Source organism: Streptomyces sp. SCA2-17 (assembly GCF_044336695.1).
Window position 1 is genome coordinate 257,510 of the sequence record NZ_CP117521.1, and the last position, 18,951, is coordinate 276,460.

General features: G+C 72.8%; 16 protein-coding genes. 9 read left to right on the plus strand and 7 right to left on the minus strand.

Translation table 11 applies throughout. From position 1 onward, the window contains the following. Positions 1 to 247 precede the first annotated feature (247 nt). Positions 248 to 1,765: a glycoside hydrolase family 47 protein gene (locus PS271_RS01165; protein ID WP_398379254.1), complete on the plus strand. Its 1,518-nt coding sequence runs from the start codon at positions 248 to 250 to the stop codon at positions 1,763 to 1,765. Between the two features lie 69 nt (positions 1,766 to 1,834). On the opposite strand, the gene PS271_RS01170 is transcribed toward PS271_RS01165, so the two are convergent. Further along, complete coding sequence (locus PS271_RS01170) at positions 1,835 to 2,521, minus strand: hypothetical protein (RefSeq protein WP_398379256.1); 687 nt, start codon at positions 2,519 to 2,521, stop codon at positions 1,835 to 1,837. 210 nt (positions 2,522 to 2,731) lie between these two features. Here PS271_RS01170 and PS271_RS01175 point away from each other — a divergent pair, with 210 nt between their 5' ends. From PS271_RS01175 to PS271_RS01190, 4 genes are all read left to right on the plus strand, one after another. Further along, on the plus strand, positions 2,732 to 4,150 hold the full coding sequence (locus tag PS271_RS01175; RefSeq protein WP_398379258.1) for a D-alanyl-D-alanine carboxypeptidase family protein: 1,419 nt from the start codon (positions 2,732 to 2,734) through the stop codon (positions 4,148 to 4,150). 161 nt (positions 4,151 to 4,311) lie between these two features. Next, on the plus strand, positions 4,312 to 5,340 hold the full coding sequence (tdh, locus tag PS271_RS01180) for an L-threonine 3-dehydrogenase (RefSeq protein ID WP_398379260.1): 1,029 nt from the start codon (positions 4,312 to 4,314) through the stop codon (positions 5,338 to 5,340). Between the two features lie 67 nt (positions 5,341 to 5,407). Next, positions 5,408 to 6,607, plus strand: a complete 1,200-nt coding sequence (locus PS271_RS01185) for a glycine C-acetyltransferase (protein ID WP_398379262.1) — start codon at positions 5,408 to 5,410, stop codon at positions 6,605 to 6,607. Positions 6,608 to 6,721: 114 nt separating this feature from the next. Then, complete coding sequence (locus PS271_RS01190) at positions 6,722 to 7,636, plus strand: LysR family transcriptional regulator (protein ID WP_398379264.1); 915 nt, start codon at positions 6,722 to 6,724, stop codon at positions 7,634 to 7,636. Between the two features lie 14 nt (positions 7,637 to 7,650). On the opposite strand, the gene PS271_RS01195 is transcribed toward PS271_RS01190, so the two are convergent. Beyond that, positions 7,651 to 8,274, minus strand: a complete 624-nt coding sequence (locus tag PS271_RS01195; RefSeq protein ID WP_398379266.1) for a DUF4352 domain-containing protein — start codon at positions 8,272 to 8,274, stop codon at positions 7,651 to 7,653. A gap of 204 nt (positions 8,275 to 8,478) precedes the next feature. Here PS271_RS01195 and PS271_RS01200 point away from each other — a divergent pair, with 204 nt between their 5' ends. Continuing rightward, a complete protein-coding gene (locus PS271_RS01200; RefSeq protein ID WP_398379268.1) occupies positions 8,479 to 8,901 on the plus strand; it encodes a hypothetical protein in 423 nt (140 codons plus the stop codon). Positions 8,902 to 8,998: 97 nt separating this feature from the next. After that, the gene (gene secD, locus PS271_RS01205) at positions 8,999 to 11,332 is read left to right on the plus strand and encodes a protein translocase subunit SecD (protein ID WP_398379270.1); all 2,334 of its coding nucleotides are present in this window, start codon (positions 8,999 to 9,001) and stop codon (positions 11,330 to 11,332) included. A 116-nt stretch (positions 11,333 to 11,448) separates the two neighbouring features. Here the strand turns inward: secD and PS271_RS01210 are convergent, their stop codons facing one another. Continuing rightward, entirely contained in the window at positions 11,449 to 12,501 is a 1,053-nt protein-coding gene (locus PS271_RS01210) for a hypothetical protein (RefSeq protein WP_398379272.1), read from the minus strand. Between the two features lie 218 nt (positions 12,502 to 12,719). Here PS271_RS01210 and PS271_RS01215 point away from each other — a divergent pair, with 218 nt between their 5' ends. Next, complete coding sequence (locus tag PS271_RS01215; protein WP_398379274.1) at positions 12,720 to 13,562, plus strand: hypothetical protein; 843 nt, start codon at positions 12,720 to 12,722, stop codon at positions 13,560 to 13,562. Between the two features lie 367 nt (positions 13,563 to 13,929). Here PS271_RS01215 and PS271_RS01220 read toward each other — a convergent pair whose 3' ends face one another. Next, entirely contained in the window at positions 13,930 to 14,253 is a 324-nt protein-coding gene (locus tag PS271_RS01220) for a hypothetical protein (protein ID WP_398379276.1), read from the minus strand. A 616-nt stretch (positions 14,254 to 14,869) separates the two neighbouring features. Next, complete coding sequence (locus PS271_RS01225) at positions 14,870 to 15,469, minus strand: DUF4291 domain-containing protein (protein ID WP_398379278.1); 600 nt, start codon at positions 15,467 to 15,469, stop codon at positions 14,870 to 14,872. A gap of 187 nt (positions 15,470 to 15,656) precedes the next feature. On the opposite strand from PS271_RS01225, the gene PS271_RS01230 reads away from it, so the two are divergent. After that, on the plus strand, positions 15,657 to 16,250 hold the full coding sequence (locus tag PS271_RS01230; RefSeq protein WP_398379280.1) for a hypothetical protein: 594 nt from the start codon (positions 15,657 to 15,659) through the stop codon (positions 16,248 to 16,250). Here PS271_RS01230 and PS271_RS01235 read toward each other — a convergent pair. Beyond that, complete coding sequence (locus tag PS271_RS01235) at positions 16,213 to 16,878, minus strand: hypothetical protein (protein ID WP_398379282.1); 666 nt, start codon at positions 16,876 to 16,878, stop codon at positions 16,213 to 16,215. The two genes, PS271_RS01230 and PS271_RS01235, sit on opposite strands and share 38 nt — an antisense overlap. Before the next feature lie 145 nt (positions 16,879 to 17,023). Continuing rightward, entirely contained in the window at positions 17,024 to 18,880 is a 1,857-nt protein-coding gene (gene asnB, locus PS271_RS01240; RefSeq protein WP_398379284.1) for an asparagine synthase (glutamine-hydrolyzing), read from the minus strand. Positions 18,881 to 18,951: the final 71 nt, after the last annotated feature.

Consider the following 18,951-nt stretch of genomic DNA (forward strand, 5'->3'; position numbering starts at 1 on the left):
CCGGATCGCGATGCGCCATGTCGGAACTCACGCCCTCCCCCCGAAGGCCTGGTTTTCGATCATCCTCGCCAAGGCGGCCGACCGGGGTCAATGGAGGCCGGACGGGCCGGTGGAGTGATCCGGGACACAAGCGCCCGGGGGCTCCGCGAGGAGCACCGCCGCGCCTGCCGCCCGCAGCGGCGGAGCCGACGCATACTGCGGTCAAGTGTCCGGGTGGGGAACCGGTGACCAGGAGGGCCTGCCCGTCATGACGTACGCATCGCTCGGCGCCCGGACGGCCCTGCGCGGGTTCACGACCCGTCGCGGCCTGCTCCGCGCGCTCGCCGTCACGGGCGGGCTCACGGCGGGCGCCGGGCCCGGTGTCCTCGCGGAGCCCGGCGGCGGGCGGCGGGCCGTGGCGCCGCTGCCCGGCGGGGCGTCTCCTGCCGCGCCCCTGGCCGCACCGCCCGGCGCGCGGCGGCGGGCGGAGCGGCCGGACCGGGCGAAGGCGCAGGAGATCCGCGCGGAGTTCGGCCATGCGTGGGAGGGGTACAAGCGGTTCGCCTGGGGGCACGACGAGGTGCTCCCCGTGTCGGGCCGGCACCGCGAGTTCTTCGCGAAGAGCCGGCCGGTGGGCCTGTCGATCATCGAGGCGGTCGACACGCTCCACCTGATGGAGCTGGACGACGAGGTCGAGCGCTGCGTCGCCTGGATCAAGGACAACCTGGACTTCGACGTGAACGCGGACTTCCAGGTGTTCGAGTCCACCATCCGGCTGGTGGGAGGCCTCCTCTCGGCCCATCTCGCCACCGGCGAGAAGGAGCTGCTCAGCCTCTGCACGGACCTCGCGGACCGGCTGCTGCCCGCCTTCACCGCGTCGCCCACCGGCATGCCCTACCGGTACGTCAACCTGCGGACGGGGCACGTCCGCGGGGCCACGCTGCCGCTGGCCGAGATCGGCACCAACGTGCTGGAGTTCGGGGCACTGTCCCGGCTCACCGGCGACGCCCGCTACCGGCGGGCGGCCGAGGGAGCCCTGCGCGCGGTCGTGCAGCGGCGGTCGTCGCTCGACCTGCTCGCCACCCGGATGAACGTGGAGACCGGCCGGTGGGCCGACCGCGAGAGCGTGGCCGTGAACCCGCCCGCGGACTCGTTCTACGAGTACTTGTGGGGCGCGTGGGTGATGTTCGGCGACGTGGAGTGCCGGGACTGGTTCAAGATGTTCGCGGCCGCCATGCGCCGCCACCAGGCCGAGCACGTGGACGGGCGCCTCTGGTTCAAGCACGTCGACTTCACCACCGGGCAGCTGATCAGCCGCCGGGCGTCCGCACTGTCCGTCGCCGTGCTGCCGGTCGGTGGCGACAACGACCTCGCCGCCGGCCACTACCGCTCCTGGACGGCCGTCCTCGACAAGTACGAGGTCGTCCCCGAGGAGATCGACTACGGCCGCGGGCTCAAGGTCCTGAGCCCGCGGAACGACCTGCGCCCCGAGTACGCCAACTGCGCCTTCCAGATGTACTGGCAGACCGGTGACCCCTACTACCGGACGACGGCGTGGCGCTACTTCCAGAACCTGAAGCGGCACCACCGCGTGCCCGGCGGCTACACGGTGCTCACCGACGTCACCCGGCGGCCGATGGCCAAGGGCGACCTCTGCCCGGCGTACGTGTTCGCCGAGAACTTCAAGTGGCTGTACCTCACCTTCGCCGAGGCCCCGCGCTTCGACTACGAGCGGGGCTGGCTGAGCACGGAGGGGAAGGTCCTCGCCGGCTTCCGGGACATGTGAGACGTGTAAGACGTATGCGGGACGTGTGAGACGTGGAGGACGTATGAGAGATGCAGGGCGTGTGAACGGTCAGGGCTTGAGCTGCTGCTTCACCTCGGCGGCCTGCGGCCCGGTGTCCGTGGCCGGGACCGTCCAGCGGTCGTCGCTCTTCGTGCCGTCCGTGTAGACGATCGTGCCGCCCTTGGCTTGTGCGGGCGTGAGGTCGAAGACCTTGGCGCGCGTCTGGGACGTCCCCGGTGCGATGCCGCCGGAGTGCCGGTACTTGGCCAGGACCACCTTCGCGGCGTTGCCGTTGCCCGCGGGCACGGACTGCCCGTCGGCGGAGACCCACCGCCAGCCGCCGCCCTTGGCGGCCGCCTCCTCGTCGGCGGGGTTGGCGCTCAGCGACTTCTCCAGCAGCGTCACCACGGCGAAGGTGCCGTGCTGCGGGGTCGTCCGGCCGCCCTCCTTCGCGTAGACGACGGTCGTGGGGGTGATCTCCAGGATGCCGACCGTGCCCGCTCCGACGGTCCGCGAGGGCTCGCCGAAGGCGAGTGCGGCGCCCTTGGGGCCGTTGGAGGCGGTGGGCCGGGCCGAGGCCGGGGACCCGGCCGGAGACCCAGCCGGTGACGTGGCTGGTGATGTGGCCGGCTTGCTGCCGGCGGTCCGCGACGGGCTCGCCCCGCCGCCCTTCGCGTCGTCGTCGTTGCAGGCGGTGAGTGTGAGGCAGCCGACGGCGGTGACGACGGCAGCGGCGGCGAGCAGGTTCTTGCGCATGGATCCCCCCAAGGCTTCGGCGCGCACGGGGACCGTACTGCCGCCGGAGCGGCCGCGGAGGGCCGTTGACCGAGCCGGTACCAACGGGTTGCTTCCATGACGAACACACACTCATCGGATCAGTTGATTGGTAACGGAACCAGCAGGTATGTCGCGCTCGTCTAGCACGTCGGTTCGAAGACGAGTGGTGACGATCTGGAGGAGGCACCGGTGGCAGGAGAGTCCCCCGGCACGGCGGAGCGGCAGAAGGAGCCGGCGGAGACTCCTGAGCGGCCCGCACCGGAAGCCCCGGAGCCCGCCGGGACGCCGGAACGGCCGGCGGACGCCCCCGCACAGCCCGCGCCCCTCGACCTGCTGACGCAGCTCACCAACCGCCCCGCTCCCCCGCCGTCCGCGTCCCGCACCGTGGCGCGGCGGCTGAAGATCTGGTCGCCGCTCGTCCTGCTGCTCGCCGTCCTCCTCGGCACCGTCCAGCTGCTCCGGCCCCTGCCGGACCCGGAGTTCGTGGTGGCCGGGAGCCCGTACACCTTCACGGGTGACGCGTTCACGATGCCCTGGCCGGGCGAGGGGCAGGCCGCCGCCGAGGTCGTGGGCGTCGGCAGTCTGGGCACGTACGGCGAGCGGAAGCCCGTGCCGACCGCGAGCGTCGCCAAGGTCATGACCGCCTACGTGATCCTCAAGGACCACCCGCTCAAGGCCGGCGAGGAGGGCGAGCGGATCACGATCGACGCCACGGCCGCCAAGGAGGCGGGCGCCCAGGAGGAGTCGCGGGTGGAGGTGTCGGAGGGGCAGAGCTACACGCAGTTCCAGATGCTCCAGATGCTGCTGATCCCGTCCGGCAACAACATCGCCCGGCAGCTCGCCCGCTGGGACGCGAGCTCCGAGGACGCCTTCGTGAAGAAGATGAACGAAGCGGCCCGGGAGCTCGGCATGGACGACACGACGTACACCGACCCCAGCGGGCTGGACGCGTCGACCGTGAGCACCGCCGTGGACCAGGTCGAGCTGGCCCGGGAGGTCATGAAGAACGACGTCCTCCGGACGATCGTCAAGATGCCCAACGCCGACATCCCCGGCCTCCCCGACCGCATCTACAACAACAACGACGACCTGCTCGTCACCAACCCGGGCGGGCTCGGCATCAAGACGGGGTCGAGCGGCCCGGCGGGCGGCGCGCTGATGTGGGCGGCGAAGCGGACGATCGAGGGCAAGGAGCGCCTGATCGTCGGCGCGACCATGGCGCAGCGACAGGCGGGCAGCGACGACGCCAACGCCCACCTGAAGGTGGTCAAGGAGCGCAGCTACAAGATGATCGAGGCGGTGCAGGACGCGCTGGTCCCCGCGACGGTGGTCCGTAAGGGTGATGTCGTCGGGCACGTGGACGACGGTCTCGGCGGCCGGACGCCGGTCGTCGCGACACGGGACCTGCGGGCCGTGGGCTGGGGCGGGCTGAAGGCGAAGCTGGAGCTCACCGCCGGCGGCAAGGGCGTCCCGCACGAGGCCAAGGCCGGTACGGAGGTCGGCGCGCTCGCCGTCGGGACCGGGCCGGGCCGGGCGCAGGTGCCGGTCGCCCTCCAGAAGGACATGGCGGCGCCGGGCGCGGGGGCCAGGCTGATCCGCCTCGGGTGAGGGCACGCGCGCACCGTGTGAAGTTCTGCTGTTGCCCCGCTTAAGAAAACCTCGATGGACTTCACGGTCATCACTGGGCACATTGGTGCGCGCACGGAGTAGATCCACACGCCGTGGGTCCACCCGCAACAGATCGCCTCACCACGCCTGGAGCCGCAGCCATGAAGGCACTCGTCAAGCACAAGGCCGAGCCCGGGCTGTGGCTCATGGACGTCCCGGAGCCGGAGTACGGCGCCGACGAGGTCCTGATCAAGGTGCTGCGCACCGGCATCTGCGGCACCGACCTGCACATCCGCTCCTGGGACGGCTGGGCCCAGGGCGCGGTGAGCACCCCGCTGGTGCTCGGCCACGAGTTCGTGGGCGAGGTCGCGGCCGTCGGCGCGGACGTGCAGGACATCACGGCCGGCGACCTGGTCAGCGGCGAGGGCCACCTGGTCTGCGGCAAGTGCCGCAACTGCCTGGCGGGCCGCCGCCACCTGTGCCGCAGCACGGTCGGCCTCGGCGTGGGCCGCGACGGCGCGTTCGCCGAGTACGTCGTGATGCCCGCCTCCAACGTGTGGGTGCACCGCACGAAGGTCGACCTCGACGTCGCCGCGATCTTCGACCCGTTCGGCAACGCCGTGCACACCGCGCTCTCCTTCCCGCTCGTCGGCGAGGACGTGCTGATCACGGGTGCGGGCCCGATCGGCATCATGGCCGTGGCCGTCGCCAAGCACGCCGGCGCCCGCAACGTCGTCATCACCGACGTCAGCGAGCCGCGCCTGGAGATCGCCCGCAAGGCCGGCGCGACCCTGGCCCTGAACGTCTCCGGCGCGTCGATCGCGGACGCGCAGCGCACGCTGGGCCTGCGCGAGGGCTTCGACATCGGCCTGGAGATGTCGGGCCGGCCCGAGGCCATGCGCGACATGATCGCGAACATGACGCACGGCGGCCGGATCGCCATGCTGGGCCTGCCGGCCCAGGAGTTCCCCGTCGACTGGGCGAAGATCGTCACCTCGATGATCACCGTCAAGGGAATCTACGGCCGGGAGATGTACGAGACCTGGTACGCGATGACGGTGCTGCTGGAGGCCGGCCTGGACCTCAGCCCGGTGATCACCGGCAAGTACTCGTACAAGGACTTCGACGCGGCCTTCGACGAGGCCGCCACCGCCCGCAGCGGCAAGATCATCCTCGACTGGACCGCCTGACCGCCCGACCCGGCCGGCCGTCCGTCCCCTTCTTCTTCCTCCCGTCTCTCCGTAAGGAGTCCCCCGCATGTACGCGTCCGTCCGCGACGACTTCCGCGCCACCCTCGACGAGATCCGCGAGGCCGGTCTCTTCAAGCCCGAGCGTGTGATCGGCACCCCGCAGAGCGCCTCCGTCAACGTCACCGCCGGCGGCGCCCCCGGCGACGTCCTGAACTTCTGCGCGAACAACTACCTGGGCCTCGCCGACCACCCCGAGGTCGTCGCCGCCGCCAAGGACGCCCTCGACCGCTGGGGCTACGGCATGGCGTCGGTGCGCTTCATCTGCGGCACGCAGGACGTCCACAAGGAGCTGGAGGCGCGGCTGTCGGCGTTCCTCGGCCAGGAGGACACGATCCTCTACTCCTCCTGCTTCGACGCGAACGGTGGCGTCTTCGAGACCCTGCTCGGCGCCGAGGACGCGGTGATCTCCGACGCCCTCAACCACGCGAGCATCATCGACGGCATCCGCCTGTCCAAGGCCCGCCGCTTCCGCTACGCCAACCGCGACCTGGCCGATCTGGAGAAGCAGCTCCAGGCGGCGAACGAGGGCGGCGCCCGCCGTAAGCTCATCGTCACCGACGGCGTCTTCTCCATGGACGGCTACGTCGCGCCGCTGCGCGAGATCTGCGACCTGGCCGACCGCTACGACGCGATGGTGATGGTCGACGACTCGCACGCCGTCGGCTTCGTCGGCCCCGGCGGCCGCGGCACCCCCGAGCTGCACGGCGTCATGGACCGCGTCGACATCATCACCGGCACCCTGGGCAAGGCCCTCGGCGGCGCCTCCGGCGGCTACGTCGCCGCCCGCGCCGAGATCGTCGCCCTGCTGCGCCAGCGCTCGCGCCCGTACCTCTTCTCCAACTCCCTCGCGCCGGTCATCGCCGCCGCCTCCCTGAAGGTCCTCGACCTGCTGGAGTCCGCGGGCGACCTGCGGGAGAAGCTGAAGGCCAACACCGAGCTGTTCCGCACGAAGATGACCGAGGCGGGCTTCGAGATCCTGCCCGGCGACCACGCCATCGCCCCCGTCATGATCGGTGACGCGGCGGAGGCCGGCCGGATGGCGGAGCTCCTGCTGGAGCGCGGCGTGTACGTCATCGGCTTCTCCTACCCGGTGGTGCCGATGGGCGCGGCCCGCATCCGCGTCCAGCTGTCCGCGGCGCACTCGACCGAGGACGTCGAGCGTGCGATCGCGGCGTTCATCGACGCGCGCAAGGCGCTGCGGGGCTGAACCCCTCGGTAGCCCCGGCCGCGGGCGGCCCCGGTCACCCTGCCGGGCAGCCTCGGTAGCCCTGCCGCGGGCTGCCCCTGCGGGGTTACCGCGTGTTCCTGGCAAAATGGCGGGGTGATCGACCCCCGGCGGCTGCGCGTCCTGCGGGCCGTGGCGGACCACCGTACGGTGACCGCCGCGGCCGCCGCGCTGTACCTGACCCCCTCGGCCGTCTCCCAGCAGCTCGCCGCGCTGGAGCAGGAGACCGGCCACGTCCTGCTGACCCGCAGCGGGCGGGGCGTGCGCCTGACCGCGGCGGGCGAGATCCTGCTGACCCACGCCCACGAGGTCCTCGCCCAGCTCGAGCGGGCCGAGGCCGAGCTCGCCGCGTACGCGGGCGGCACGGCCGGGGAGCTCACCGTCGCGGCGTTCGCGACCGGCATCGCCGAGGTGCTCGCCCCCGTCATCGCCCTCCTCGCCGGCCGCCACCCCGGGATCCGGCTGCGGGTGCGCGACGCCGAGGGCGACGCGAGCCTGCCGATGGTGCTGGACGGGGAGGCCGACGTGGCCCTCGCCGTCGAGTACCGGGGCGCGCCGCGGGAGGACGACCGGCGGCTCGTGCGCGTCCCCCTCTACGCCGAGCCGTTCGACGCCGTGCTGCACGCGTCCCACCCGCTGGCGGACAGCCCCCGCGTGGGCCTGGACCAGCTCGCCGACTGCGACTGGATCGGCCCCTACCCGGGCAACCCGTGCCACGACGTGGTGGTCCTGGCCTGCGAGCTGGCCGGCTTCCAGCCCCGGCTCGTGCACTCCTCCGACGACTTCCGCGCCGTGGTGGCCCTGGCCGGGGCAGGGGCGGGGGTGGCGCTCGTGCCGCGCTCGGCGCTGCGCGGCATGGAGCTGAAGGACACCGTCGTCCGCCCCGTCGCGGGCCCGGCCGCGACGCGCCGCGTGTTCGCCGCGGTGCGGCAGGGCGCCGAGGACCACCCGCTGTTCCGGCCGGTCCTCGACGCGCTCACGGAAGTCGCGGGCTCGCTGTCGACGAACTGACGGGCGTCACTGCCTCAGGACTTCTTCAGGGTCCACTCGCCCGTCTCGTTGGCGAAGCCGCCGTCCATCGTGAACTGCACCTTGGCCGTCTTGGAGTTCTCGGGGACGGAGAAGACGACCCAGCCGAGGGCCTTGGCGCCCTGGGCGAGGTTCACGGTGACCGGGAACTTCGGGCCCTCGGTGACGCCGCCCATGGTCTGGGTGAAGCCCTGGCCCTGCTCGTCGATGACCTTGGCCCCGCTGGAGGGGCTGTCCGAGTAGGCGACCGTGCCGGTGTTGACGAGCTCGAACTGGGCGGCGACGAAGCGCTTGCCGGCGGCCGGCTTGTTGTACTTGTTGTCGCTGTGGGCCGGGTCGGCGAAGCCCTTCAGGGTGACGTCGAGCTGCTCGCCCGCCTTCTTGCCCTTGAGGGTGAGCTTCCCGCCGACAGCGTGGGCGTCGCCGCCCTGGCCCTGGCCCTTGTCCTGACCCTGGCCCTTGTCCTGGCCGCCGCCCTGGCCGCCGTTGCCCTGGGCCGCGGGGCTCTGGTTCGCCGAGGCGCTGGCATCGGCCGCGGGGTCGGTGCCGTCGCCGTTGCAGGCGGTGGCGGTGGCCGCGAGCACGATGACGGCCGCGGCGGTGAGGAGCTGACGACGCATGATGAATCCCCCGTAATGGATGCGTTGCATGGTTTGACGTGCACACTTCCGTGCTTGACGTGCACATTCTTACCTCGCCGCCGGGCGGGTTCCGGCCAATCGAGGGGTCGACGGGGCTCCTGTGACAATCGAGTGATCAAATCGTGGCATCGGAACATCGGCTCGTAACAACGGGTCGTAACAACGGGAGCGAACGGAGGCGTCGTGAGCGTCCACGCGCGGCGTACGCCTGCACCGGTCGCCCTGTGGGCCCTGCTCGTCCTCCTGCTCGGCGCGGTCTGCGGCACGGCCGCCGGCAGTACGGGCAACAGCACCGCCCTTCTTCCCGCCGCCTCCACCTCCGCCACCGGCTCCGCCGGACAGGTCCGTCCCGCCGTCCACGCGCCCGGCACGCACCCCGCGGCGGTGGACCACGCCCTCGCCGCCCACGGCCTCCACGCGTCCGCCGCGGTCCAGCACTCGCGGCTGCCCGGGCTCCCCGGAACCGTGCCCGGCCCGGTGGCGGGGCCGCTCGCCGTTCCGTTGCCGCCGGGCGAGATCGCCGGCCCGCGGCAGGAGCGCGCGCCGCCCGCCACGGCCCCCTCTTCACGCACCACTCGCGGCCCTCCCTCTCCACGGAGCAGCTGACGCCACGAGCGCGGTCCCCCCTGCCCTCCCGGCCCTGAGCCGGGGCGGGCGGTCAGCGGCCGGCGCTCCGCCTCGTATGCCGTGAAGTGGAGAACCCATGTCATCCCGTAAACCCGGGACATCCCGGAAACCGCGGTCGCGCCGCGCCCCGCTGTGGCGCGCGCTGTTCGCCCTGGCCGCTGTCGCCGCCTCGCTGTACTTCGCCCTGACCACCCCGCCCCGGCTCGGCCTGGACCTCCGCGGCGGCACCCAGATCGTGCTGGAGACCCGTCACGGCCCGGCCGCCCGCGCCGATGCCGCCTCCACCGACCGGGCCCTGGAAGTACTGCGGCAGCGGGTCGACGCGCTCGGCGTGGCCGAGCCGTCGCTGGCCCGCTCCGGCGAGCGCCGCATCGTCGTCGAACTGCCCGGCGTCCAGGACCCCCGCAAGGCCGCCGAGGTCGTCGGGCGCACCGCGCAGCTCACCTTCCACCCCGTCCTCGGCGCGTCCGCGCCGGGTGGCGGCGAAGCGCGCACGCTGCCCGACCCCGACGCGCCGGGGCGGCACCTGCGCCTGGGGCCGCCCGCCCTGACCGGCAAGGACGTCAAGGACGCCCGGGCCGTCCTCGACACGCAGACCGGCGGCGGCTGGACGGTCGCCCTCTCGTTCCGGGGCGGCGGGGACAAGAGCTGGGCGCGCGTCACGGGCGAGGCGGCCTGTGCCGCGCCCGGGGACGCCGCCCGGCGCGTCGCGATCGTCCTCGACGACCGCGTCGTGTCGGCGCCGGCGATGCAGCAGAGCGTGCCGTGCCGCACCGGCATCCAGGGCGGCAGCGCGCAGATCACCGGCGGGTTCGGCGACTCCGAGGCGCGCGACCTGGCGGCGCTCGTCAAGGGCGGCGCCCTGCCCGTACCGGTCGAGGTCGTCGAACAGCGCACCGTCGGGCCGACGCTGGGCGCCGAGGCGATCCGGGCGAGCGCGGCCGCGGCGGTCATCGGCCTCGTGTGCACGGCGGTGTTCGTCGTCGCCGTCTACCGGCTGCTGGGCGTCCTTGCCACGGTGGCGCTCGCGCTCTACGGGCTCATCTCGTACGCCGCGCTGGTCGCGCTCGGCGCCACGCTCACCCTCCCGGGGCTGGCCGGCTTCGTGCTCGCGATCGGCATGGCCGTGGACGCGAACGTCCTGGTCTTCGAGCGGACCCGCGAGGAGTACGCGCGCCGCCCGGCGGCCTCGTCCGACCTCCGCGGCCCGCTGCGCAAGGGCTTCGGCAAGGCGTGGAGCGCCGTCGTCGACTCGAACGTCACCACGCTGCTCGCCGCCGGGCTGCTGTTCTTCTTCGCCACCGGCCCCGTGAAGGGCTTCGGCGTCACCCTGTCCGTGGGCGTCGTGGCCTCCATGGTCTCCGCCCTCGTCATCACGCGGGTGCTCGCGGAGTGGGCGCTGCGGCTGCGCGGCGTGCGGCGCCGGCCGCGGCTGGCGGGGGTCGCGTCGGCCGGCCGCATCCGGGCCTTCCTCGTGCGCCGCGGGCCGCGCCTGATGCGGCGCCGGCGCACCTGGCTGGCCGTCAGCGGCGCGCTGCTCGCCCTCGCCGTCACCGGGATCGGTGTGCGCGGGCTGCACCTGGGCGTCGAGTTCACCGGCGGCCGGCTGGTGGAGTACGGCACGAGCCGCCCCGTGGACGTGGAGCGGGCACGGGGCGCCGTCAGTGACGCCGGGTTCCCGCGCGCCGTCGTGCAGAAGGCGGGCAACGGCGACGTCGTCGTCCGCTCCGGCGACCTGTCGGACGGCGACCAGCAGCGCATCAAGGCGGCCCTGGAGGCGCACGGCGGAAACGTCACCGTCGAGCGCGACGAGCGGATCGGGCCGAGCCTGGGCAGCGAGCTGCGCGACAAGGCGCTGCTCGCCCTGGGCGCCGCGGTGGCGGCCCAACTCCTGTACCTCAGCGTACGGTTCCGCTGGACCTTCGCGACGGCGGCGGTGGCGGCGATGGTCCAGGACGTCCTGCTGGTGACCGGGCTGTTCGCGTGGCTGGGCAGGCCGGCCGACAGCGTCTTCCTGGCCGCGCTGCTGACGGTGGTCGGCTACTCCGTCAACGACACGGTCGTCGTCTTCGACCGCATCCGGGAGATGCGCCCCCGGGCGGACCGCACCGGCCGGGCCGGGCTCGTCACTGCCGTCGACAGCGCGATCCTGCAGACGGTGCCGCGCACGCTCAACACGGGCATGGGGGTGCTGTTCGTCCTCGCCGCGCTCGCGGTCCTCGGCGGCGACTCGCTCGCCGACTTCTCCATCGCGCTCCTCGCCGGGGTGCTGTTCGGCATCGCCTCGACCGTCCTGACGGCGGCACCGCTGGCGGTGGTCCTCGAAGGGCGGCATCCCGGCGAGGCGGCTTCTCCGGCGCCGCGCGCGGGGGCGAAGTCCGGGCGCCGGGGCTCGGGGGCGGTGGTCTGACGCGCTGTCGTGCGCCGGGGCGCGGGCTCGCGGGCTCGCGGGCTCCCGGGCGGGAGGCGGCGCACGGCGGGCGGGCGGCGGCAGCACGTTCACGCGCGCGGGCCGCCGCCCGTCCTTCACGTCCGCGTGACCGTTCCGCACCCCTCGCCCCGGCCGGCGTCCAGGTCCCGGCTGCGGTCGTAGGGGTCGACGGCGGGGCCGGAAGGAGCCTGAGCCGTGCCGGAGGGGCGTCCCCGGCCGAAGTCGGGGTGCAGGAAACCGTCGTGGACTCCGCAGGCGGAGTTGGCGATGTCCACGTCGTAGGAGCGGACGGTCAGCCTGCCCGGCGTCACCTTGAACCGCTCGGGGTCGAGGAGGTCGGTGTCCAGGACGCGCCGCACAATGGTGCGCTCGATCGCCGGGGCCCCCTGCTCCTTCTTGGTGAGCGGGTAGACGAAGGTGACGTCGGCGTGGATGCCCACGGAGCCGTCCTTGTGCTCGGCGAAGGTGATCCGGCCGCGGGTCTTCACGGTCTTCCCCACCATGCGCACCTCCTTGCCGTCGAAGCGGCTGAAGAGGCTGACCGGGTCGTGCTCCCGGCCCGGCTTGTCGAGTGCGGCGCCGGTGCGGGTGACGAGGTCGTCCTGGTACGGGTCGAGCAGGGCGAGGGCCGCCGCCGGGCGCTCGCCCCGGATGACCGCCGGGTCCAGGTTGGCGGCGACGAGGAAGTCCTTGGCCAGCTTCAGGCCCTCGGCGACCTCCTCCTGCGACATCGTCCCCGCGGCGCGCGCCTCGGGCACGACGATGCCCGCCGCGCCGTCGGCGTACTGCTCGGCCGGCGATCCGGCGAAGGGCCGGTCGGGGGTGGCGACGCCCTCGGTGCCGGCGGGGGCGCCGCTGGGCCGCTCGGTCTCGGGGGCCAGGGGCGCCGGCGTGCCGTGGGAGGCCGTCTTCGCGTCGCTCTTCCCGCCGTCCCACGCGCCCGGTATCCGGGAGAGGACCAGCTCGGGCCGGAGCACGGCCAGGGTGGCCGCGGCGGCGGCCGCGACGCCGACGGCACCGAGGATCCGCCGCTTGCGGGCCGCCCGCCCGTTCATCTCCTGCCAGGCGGGGCCGGTGCGCCAGCCTTCGGGCTCCTGGGAGGAAATGCTCTTGCTGCGTCTCCCGGACGCAGGCCTCTCGACTGACACGCGCTCTCGCTTTATCTCGTACTTACCTGTTCGGAGCGGCAACTGTAGACGTGGGCCCGCCACGCCCCACGGGCACCCTGGGCCACGGGAAGCACGAAGCGTCATGGCGGTCGGAAATGGCTGGTTTTAGGCCCTGCCCTGTTCCCTTTTCGGCCCCGGAGGCTCTACCTGTAGCGGGGCGGTCTCCGGCCGGCCCCAGGGGCGAGAGGATTTGTACGATGACCTCCGGGATGACCTCGTTCGACAAGATCTACGACCAGCCCGACCCCCGGGCGTACTTCACGGTGCTGGGACCTCTGGAGTACCAGACACCGCATCATGCCCAGGCCGTCTTCCGGCGCATGGCCGAGACCCGCAGGACCACGGCCGCGACCGCGCCGCTGACGGTCGTCGACATCTGCTGCTCCTACGGCATCAACGCGGCACTCCTCAACCACGACGTCACACTCGACGAGCTGTACGCGCGCTACACCTCCCCACGGCTCGCGCCGCTCACCACCGCCGAGCTCATCGAGGACGACCGGGCGTACTTCGCGGCGCGGCGGCGGCCCGGGGCCGCGCGGGTCATCGGGATCGACGTGGCCGCGCAGGCCGTCTCCTACGCCCGGGCCGTCGGGCTGCTGGACGGAGGCTTCGCCGAGAACCTGGAGACCGCCGAGCCCAGCAACGAGCTGCTGCGGCAGACGCGGCCGGCCCGGCTCATCACCATCACCGGCGGCACCACGTTCCTCTCCGCCAGAACCCTCAAGGCGCTCACGGCGGACACGGACGAACCGGCCTGGGTGGCCTCGTTCGTCCTCCGCACCGCCTCGTACGCCCCGATCTCCGACGCCCTGGCCGCGCACGGCCTGCACACCGAGAAGTACACGGCCCGCACGTTCCCCCAGCGCCACTTCAGCGGCGCGGAAGAGCAGGGCTACGCGGTCGCGGCCGTCGAAGCCACGGGCGAGGACCCCCGCGGCAAGGAGACCGAGGGCTACTTCCACACGGCCCTGTACGTCTCCCGCCCCGCGGAAGACGCCGCGGCCCTCCCCCTCGAAGAACTCCTGGCGAACATCTGACCGCCGGGCACGCGCACGGGCAACGGCGGGTTCATGGCAGGGCGACCACCCATTTCCGGCCATGAACCCGCTAGGGGTGGGCACCACCGCCATACGGACCGGGCTCGCGAACGGCGAGTCCAAGGCGAAGATCGCCTTCCGCATCCGGACCGCGGCAGCAGCGGGCGCCTGAGCCTGCGGTGAACGTCCCGGGCATCACTCGCGCCCTGGCGATCACCGGCCCCTTCGGGGAGGTGTCGCGCGCGAGCCGCAAGGGCAAGGCCGGTGTCGGCGAGGCAGCCGGCGATGAGGTCAGTGGCCGGGGGCGGCGTGGCAGGGCCGCGGTGTCACCTTGTCGCCTTGTCAGTGGAGTGCCGCTCGGGGAGGCTCAGCCGAGGTTTTGACCGGTGAAGCGGACCTTGTACTCGGTCGCACTGACGGGGGTCACGTGCGCCGTCCCGCCGGCTCCGTCGTAGCCCACCGAACCACCCGTGATCGACTCGATGTACGCGGTCGTGCCGTCGGCCCGCGGGACGGCCCCGACGAGGACGACCTGATACCCCGTAACGCTTCCCGCATTAAAGACCAGGACGTCGGTGCACACAGCCTTGCCCCCGGCCGGAGCCGGTCGCGAGTCAAGGGCGCGGGCACCGCACTGCCGGTTCACCGCGCCGATGACCGCGCCCGTCTCCCCGTCGAGGACCGTTGCCACCCCGGTCTGCCCTGCGGATCCGCTGAACTTCCAAATCTGGGGCGCGATTTGAGCGGTCTGGGCTGAGGTTGCGGGGGTAGCGGACGCCAAGGTGCAGGCCGCGCCGAGAGCAAGAACGGCGAACACCACGTTGGCGTGCCTACGCAGCAAGTCGAATCGAGGCAAGGCGAACTCCCGGTGAACTGGCGGATTTCACGCGTCCGGCGCGGTCAAGGCCTTTGATCTGCGCAAGTGCGGGCAGACGCGGCCAGCGTGACAGGCAGGGGAATATAAAACTCCAGAATTACCAACCAGATTGCCCCAAACCACTCTATACGGTGAGGAGTGGCCCTCCTGGCGCCCGTTCCACCGGCCACGCCCCGGAGGAACCGGCCCACTGCCTGCGGCTCGCCTACCACGGACGCACTCGCACCGGTCAGCGCACAGCCATCGCGTCCAAGTGCGCGCCCGCCGAGCGGGAGAAGCTGTCCAGGAGCGCCTTGCCCTTGGCGGCGGCGGCCGGCGACGGCTGTCCGATGGGGCGACCGGACGATCCCCCTTTCTGCACCGCCGGGCACGCGTGCGAGCAACGGCGGGTTCATGGCAGGGCGACGGGCGTCTTCCGGTCATGAACCCGCTACGGGCATACGCCGCCGGACGGCTCGTACGGGCGTTCCTGGGGCAGTCTGCTGCGGGCTTCGGTCAGTTCGGCCGCGGCGACCAGGCCGTGGATCTCGCGAGCCAGCGGGGTGACGTCCGTGATGGAGACCGTCCACTCGTCGGCGTACCGGCGCGCCGCCTCGCCCGCGAGGCCGAGCTGGAGGGAGCGGTGGGGCAGGGCCTTGAGGTGGAGGTCGCGCTCGGGGTCCCACTGGACCCGGGCCGGCGCCGCCTTCAGCTCGCGGCGCCAGGCGTCGTGATCGGCGTGGACGTCACGGTCGTAGTGCGAGAGGCAGGCGTTGGCCAGGGCCCAGTCGAAGCCGGCGCGGTCGATCTCGATCGCGAGGACGCACTCCTGGTCGGTCTTGGTGGCCCAGCCGCAGCGGTACATCATCCAGAGGAAGGACGGCTTGATCCACGTCATCCGGTCGCGCTTCCACGCGGGCGGGAAGCGCCCGTCCCTGGCCGCGGGATGGCCGAGGCGGGGCGCGTACGCCTGGTAGACGGTGATGGTGGTGTCGGTGTACACCGCCCGGATACGGCGGTGGGGTTCATGGGGGTCATGCGCCTCTTGCATGCCTTGCATGCCTTGCATGTCTTGCATGTCTTGCATGGGGTCAGTCTCGGTGGGCGGCGGTGACCCGCCAACCGATTTACGACCACGGGGCCGGGGCCGCTCCCCCGTGCGGCTATCGGGATCGTCCTCCGGGACGAGTCCGGGCCGTCGTCCTCCCGGCCACGATGGTGCGGTGAGCATTGATGACATGACCGCAACCGCCCCGGCTCCGACCCCGGCGCCCGCCGTCCGTGCCGTGCCGCCGCCGGATCAGTGGGCCGTACGGGCCGCACGGCTTGCGGTGGCCTGTGTGCTGCCGTCCAGCCTGTGGCGGGTGGCCCTGGCGCTGGGGGTGCCCCTGGGGTTCGGCGCGGGGGTGCTGCGCGAGGAGTTCCACTCGCCCGGCTGGGGCACGGCCTACATGCTCGGCCTCAGTCTGCTCTCCGAGGCGCTGGCCTTCCTCACGCTCGGCCTCGTGCGCCCCTGGGGCGAGGTGATGCCGCGCTGGATACCGGTTCTGGGCGGGCGTCGCGTCGTCCCGAAGGCGGCGGTGACCGCAGCAGCGACCGGTGCCGTGCTCCTGTGCCTCCTCTTCACCCTGCTGCCGGTCGTGCAGATCCTCTTCGTGCACCCTGAGCGCGACCTCCACGGGGGCCGGCTCTGGCTCATGAGGGCCTGCTACCTGCCACTGCTCGCCTGGGGCCCGCTGCTCGCGGCCGTCACGGTCTCCTACCACCGCAGACACCGGGCCCCGCAGCTCCCGGCTACCGCCGCGCCGCCGGTGTGTCCAGCAAGTCGGTGACGAACTTGCGGAGGCGGCCCGAGCGGACCGGCTGGACGCCGTGGAGGACCTGGGCGCCGTAGGCGAGGCCGGTGCCGGGGCCGGCGGGGGTGATCCAGCGGGTGCTGGGCACCTCCTCCAGCCACGTGGGGAGGCCCCCGTGGTCGGGCACGTGCGGCAGCCGGTGCGTCAGGGGCGTGCCGGGCGCGTAGCCCTCGGGTTCGCCGACGACGGTGCCGGACCAGACGGCCGGGCTGGCGGTGGTCTCGATGTAGAACTCGCCTCCCGCCTCGGCCTCTTGGACGACGACCCCGATCCGTCCGATGCGCCGGGGCGCCGTGGCCGGGTCGGGGATGCCGTCGATGTGCGTCGGGATGCACTGACCTTCCGTCAGTTCGGTGTAGCCCCAGTGGGCGTCGGCGGCCACCGAGGGCAGGGCCCGCTGGAGGACGTGCAGCGAGCGGGCCGTGGCGGCGCGCAGGATCTCCTGGGCGGGCGCGGGCGCCCGGAGGACTTCGGCCTGGTGCCGGGGCCGCCAGCCGGTCGCCGCGCACTCGCTGTCCATGATTTTGATCAGGTGTTCCCGCTCCGCCTCGGTCAGGAAGGCCTCGACGCTCTGCAGGGCCAGGGTCTCAGTCAGGTGGATCACCGGTTGTCCCCTCGCTCGACGTACGTACGCGGTACTCGGCCATGGGATTCATCCGGCAGTGTCCTGGCACGGCGTGCCGTCCGGCAGTCGACAACTGGCCGACTTGCGCGAGCCGGCAGCGGCCCGGCAGCGAGCCGGCAGCGGGTCAGAACTCCAGTGACACCTCGTGCGTGCGCAGCCAGAAGTCCAGGGCGAGGACGAGTTCGGTGCCGGTGCGGTAGCCCGGCTGCGGATCGTCGGCGGTGGCCGCCGCCAGCGAGGGGCCGTCGAGGAGCGGGCGGACCGGCGAGTCCGGGCCCTCGGTGACGCGTTTGAGCGCGGCGCGCAGCCCGTCGAGGTAGTACGGGTCGCGCGTAGTGGGGTACGGGGCCTTGACCCGGTCGGCGATCTCGGGCGGGAGGACGTCGCGGGTGGCGGCGCGCAGCAGACTCTTCTCGCGGCCGTCGAAGGTCTTCATGGCCCAGGGGGTGTTGAAGACGTACTCGACGAGGCGGTGGTCGCAGAAGGGGACGCGGACCTCCAGGCCGACGGCCATGCTGGCGCGGTCCTTGCGGTCGAGCATCCACTGGACGAAGCGGGTGAGGTGCAGGTGGCCGATCTCGCGCATGCGGCGTTCGAGACCGGTCTCGCCGGGCAGGCGCGGTACCCCGGCCAGCGCGTCCCGGTAGCGCTGGGCCCGGTACCCCTGGAGGTCGATCTTCTCCAGCAGCCCGCGGTCCAGGAGGGCCTCGCCGGGGCCGCTGCCGGGGCCGGAGATGCCGGTGCCGAAGGGCGGGGCGAGCCAGGGGAAGGTGTCGGCGGCGACGGAGTCGGGGTGGTGGAACCAGCGGTAGCCGCCGAAGACCTCGTCGGCGGACTCGCCGGACAGGGCGACGGTGCACTGCTCGCGGACCGCCTTGAACAGCAGGTAGAGGGAGGTGTCGCCGTCGCCGAGGTCGAAGGGCAGGTCGCGAGCGCGCATGACGGCTTCGCGGGCCTCGGGGTCGAGCAGCGCGGACGGCGGGAGGGTGACGACCCGGTGGTCGGTGCCGGCGTGCCGGGCGAGGAGGTCGGCGTACGGCGAGTCGCGGGTGCCGCGCCAGTCGTCGGCCGTGAAGTTCTCGGCGTGGCGGGCGAAGTCGAGGGCGAACGACTGGACGGGCGCGCCGCCTTCGGCGGTGCGCTGCCGGGCCCCGAGCGCGGTGATGACGCTGGAGTCGAGGCCGCCGGAGAGGAGGGTGCCGAGGGGGACGTCGGCGACCATCTGCCGGGCGATGATGTCTTCGAGGAGCTCGCGGATACGGGCGACGGTGGTGTCGAGGTCGTCGGTGTGCTCGCGGGCTTCCAGCGCCCAGTAGCGGCGCAGGCAGGTGCCGCTCCGCCGGACGCGGAGGGTGTGCCCGGGCGGGAGTTCGTACATGCCCTTGTAGACGGCGTGGCCGGGCGTCTTGGTGAAGGCGACGAGTTCGGCGAGGCCTTCGGCGTCGACGGCGGGGCGGACGGCCGGGTGGGCGAGGACGGCCTTCGGCTCGGAGCCGAAGAGGACGCCGCCGCCGGGAAGCGGGAAGTAGTACAGGGGCTTGATGCCCATGCGGTCGCGGACGAGCAGGAGTTCCTCGGTGCGCGGGTCCCACAGAGCGAAGGCGTACATGCCGTTGAGGCGCTCGGTGAAGTCCTCGCCCCACTGGAGGTAGGCGTGCAGGACGACCTCGGTGTCGCTCTGCGTACGGAAGACGTGCCCGTGGCTTTCGAGCTCGGCGCGCAGCTCGCGGAAGTTGAACACCTCGCCGCTGTAGGTGAGGGCGAGGACGGTGCGGCCGCCGTGGTCGTACGTCATGGGCTGTCTGCCGCCGTCGGGGTCGATGACGGCGAGGCGGCGGTGGCCGAGGGCGGCCGTGGCGTCCAGCCACAGGCCGTGGGCGTCCGGGCCGCGGCACGCCATGGTGTGCGTCATCGCGTCGGCGGTGGCGGCGGTCACGGGGTGCGCCGGGTCGTACGAGACCCATCCTGCTATTCCGCACATGGCGTGTGTGCCTCCTGTCGGTGTGCCTCGTGGGATGAGGGGTCTGCCTCGTGGGGTGAGAGGTCTGTCTC

What these genes read in the sequence shown, in the direction of transcription:
- PS271_RS01165 (WP_398379254.1), top strand. Translation starts at nt 248, where the DNA reads ATGACGTACGCATCGCTCGGCGCCCGGACGGCCCTGCGCGGGTTCACG.
- PS271_RS01170 (WP_398379256.1), bottom strand. Translation starts at nt 2,521, where the DNA reads ATGCGCAAGAACCTGCTCGCCGCCGCTGCCGTCGTCACCGCCGTCGGC.
- tdh (WP_398379260.1), top strand. Translation starts at nt 4,312, where the DNA reads ATGAAGGCACTCGTCAAGCACAAGGCCGAGCCCGGGCTGTGGCTCATG.
- PS271_RS01185 (WP_398379262.1), top strand. Translation starts at nt 5,408, where the DNA reads ATGTACGCGTCCGTCCGCGACGACTTCCGCGCCACCCTCGACGAGATC.
- PS271_RS01195 (WP_398379266.1), bottom strand. Translation starts at nt 8,274, where the DNA reads ATGCGTCGTCAGCTCCTCACCGCCGCGGCCGTCATCGTGCTCGCGGCC.
- secD (WP_398379270.1), top strand. Translation starts at nt 8,999, where the DNA reads ATGTCATCCCGTAAACCCGGGACATCCCGGAAACCGCGGTCGCGCCGC.
- PS271_RS01215 (WP_398379274.1), top strand. Translation starts at nt 12,720, where the DNA reads ATGACCTCCGGGATGACCTCGTTCGACAAGATCTACGACCAGCCCGAC.
- PS271_RS01225 (WP_398379278.1), bottom strand. Translation starts at nt 15,469, where the DNA reads ATGCAAGAGGCGCATGACCCCCATGAACCCCACCGCCGTATCCGGGCG.
- PS271_RS01230 (WP_398379280.1), top strand. Translation starts at nt 15,657, where the DNA reads ATGACCGCAACCGCCCCGGCTCCGACCCCGGCGCCCGCCGTCCGTGCC.
- asnB (WP_398379284.1), bottom strand. Translation starts at nt 18,880, where the DNA reads ATGTGCGGAATAGCAGGATGGGTCTCGTACGACCCGGCGCACCCCGTG.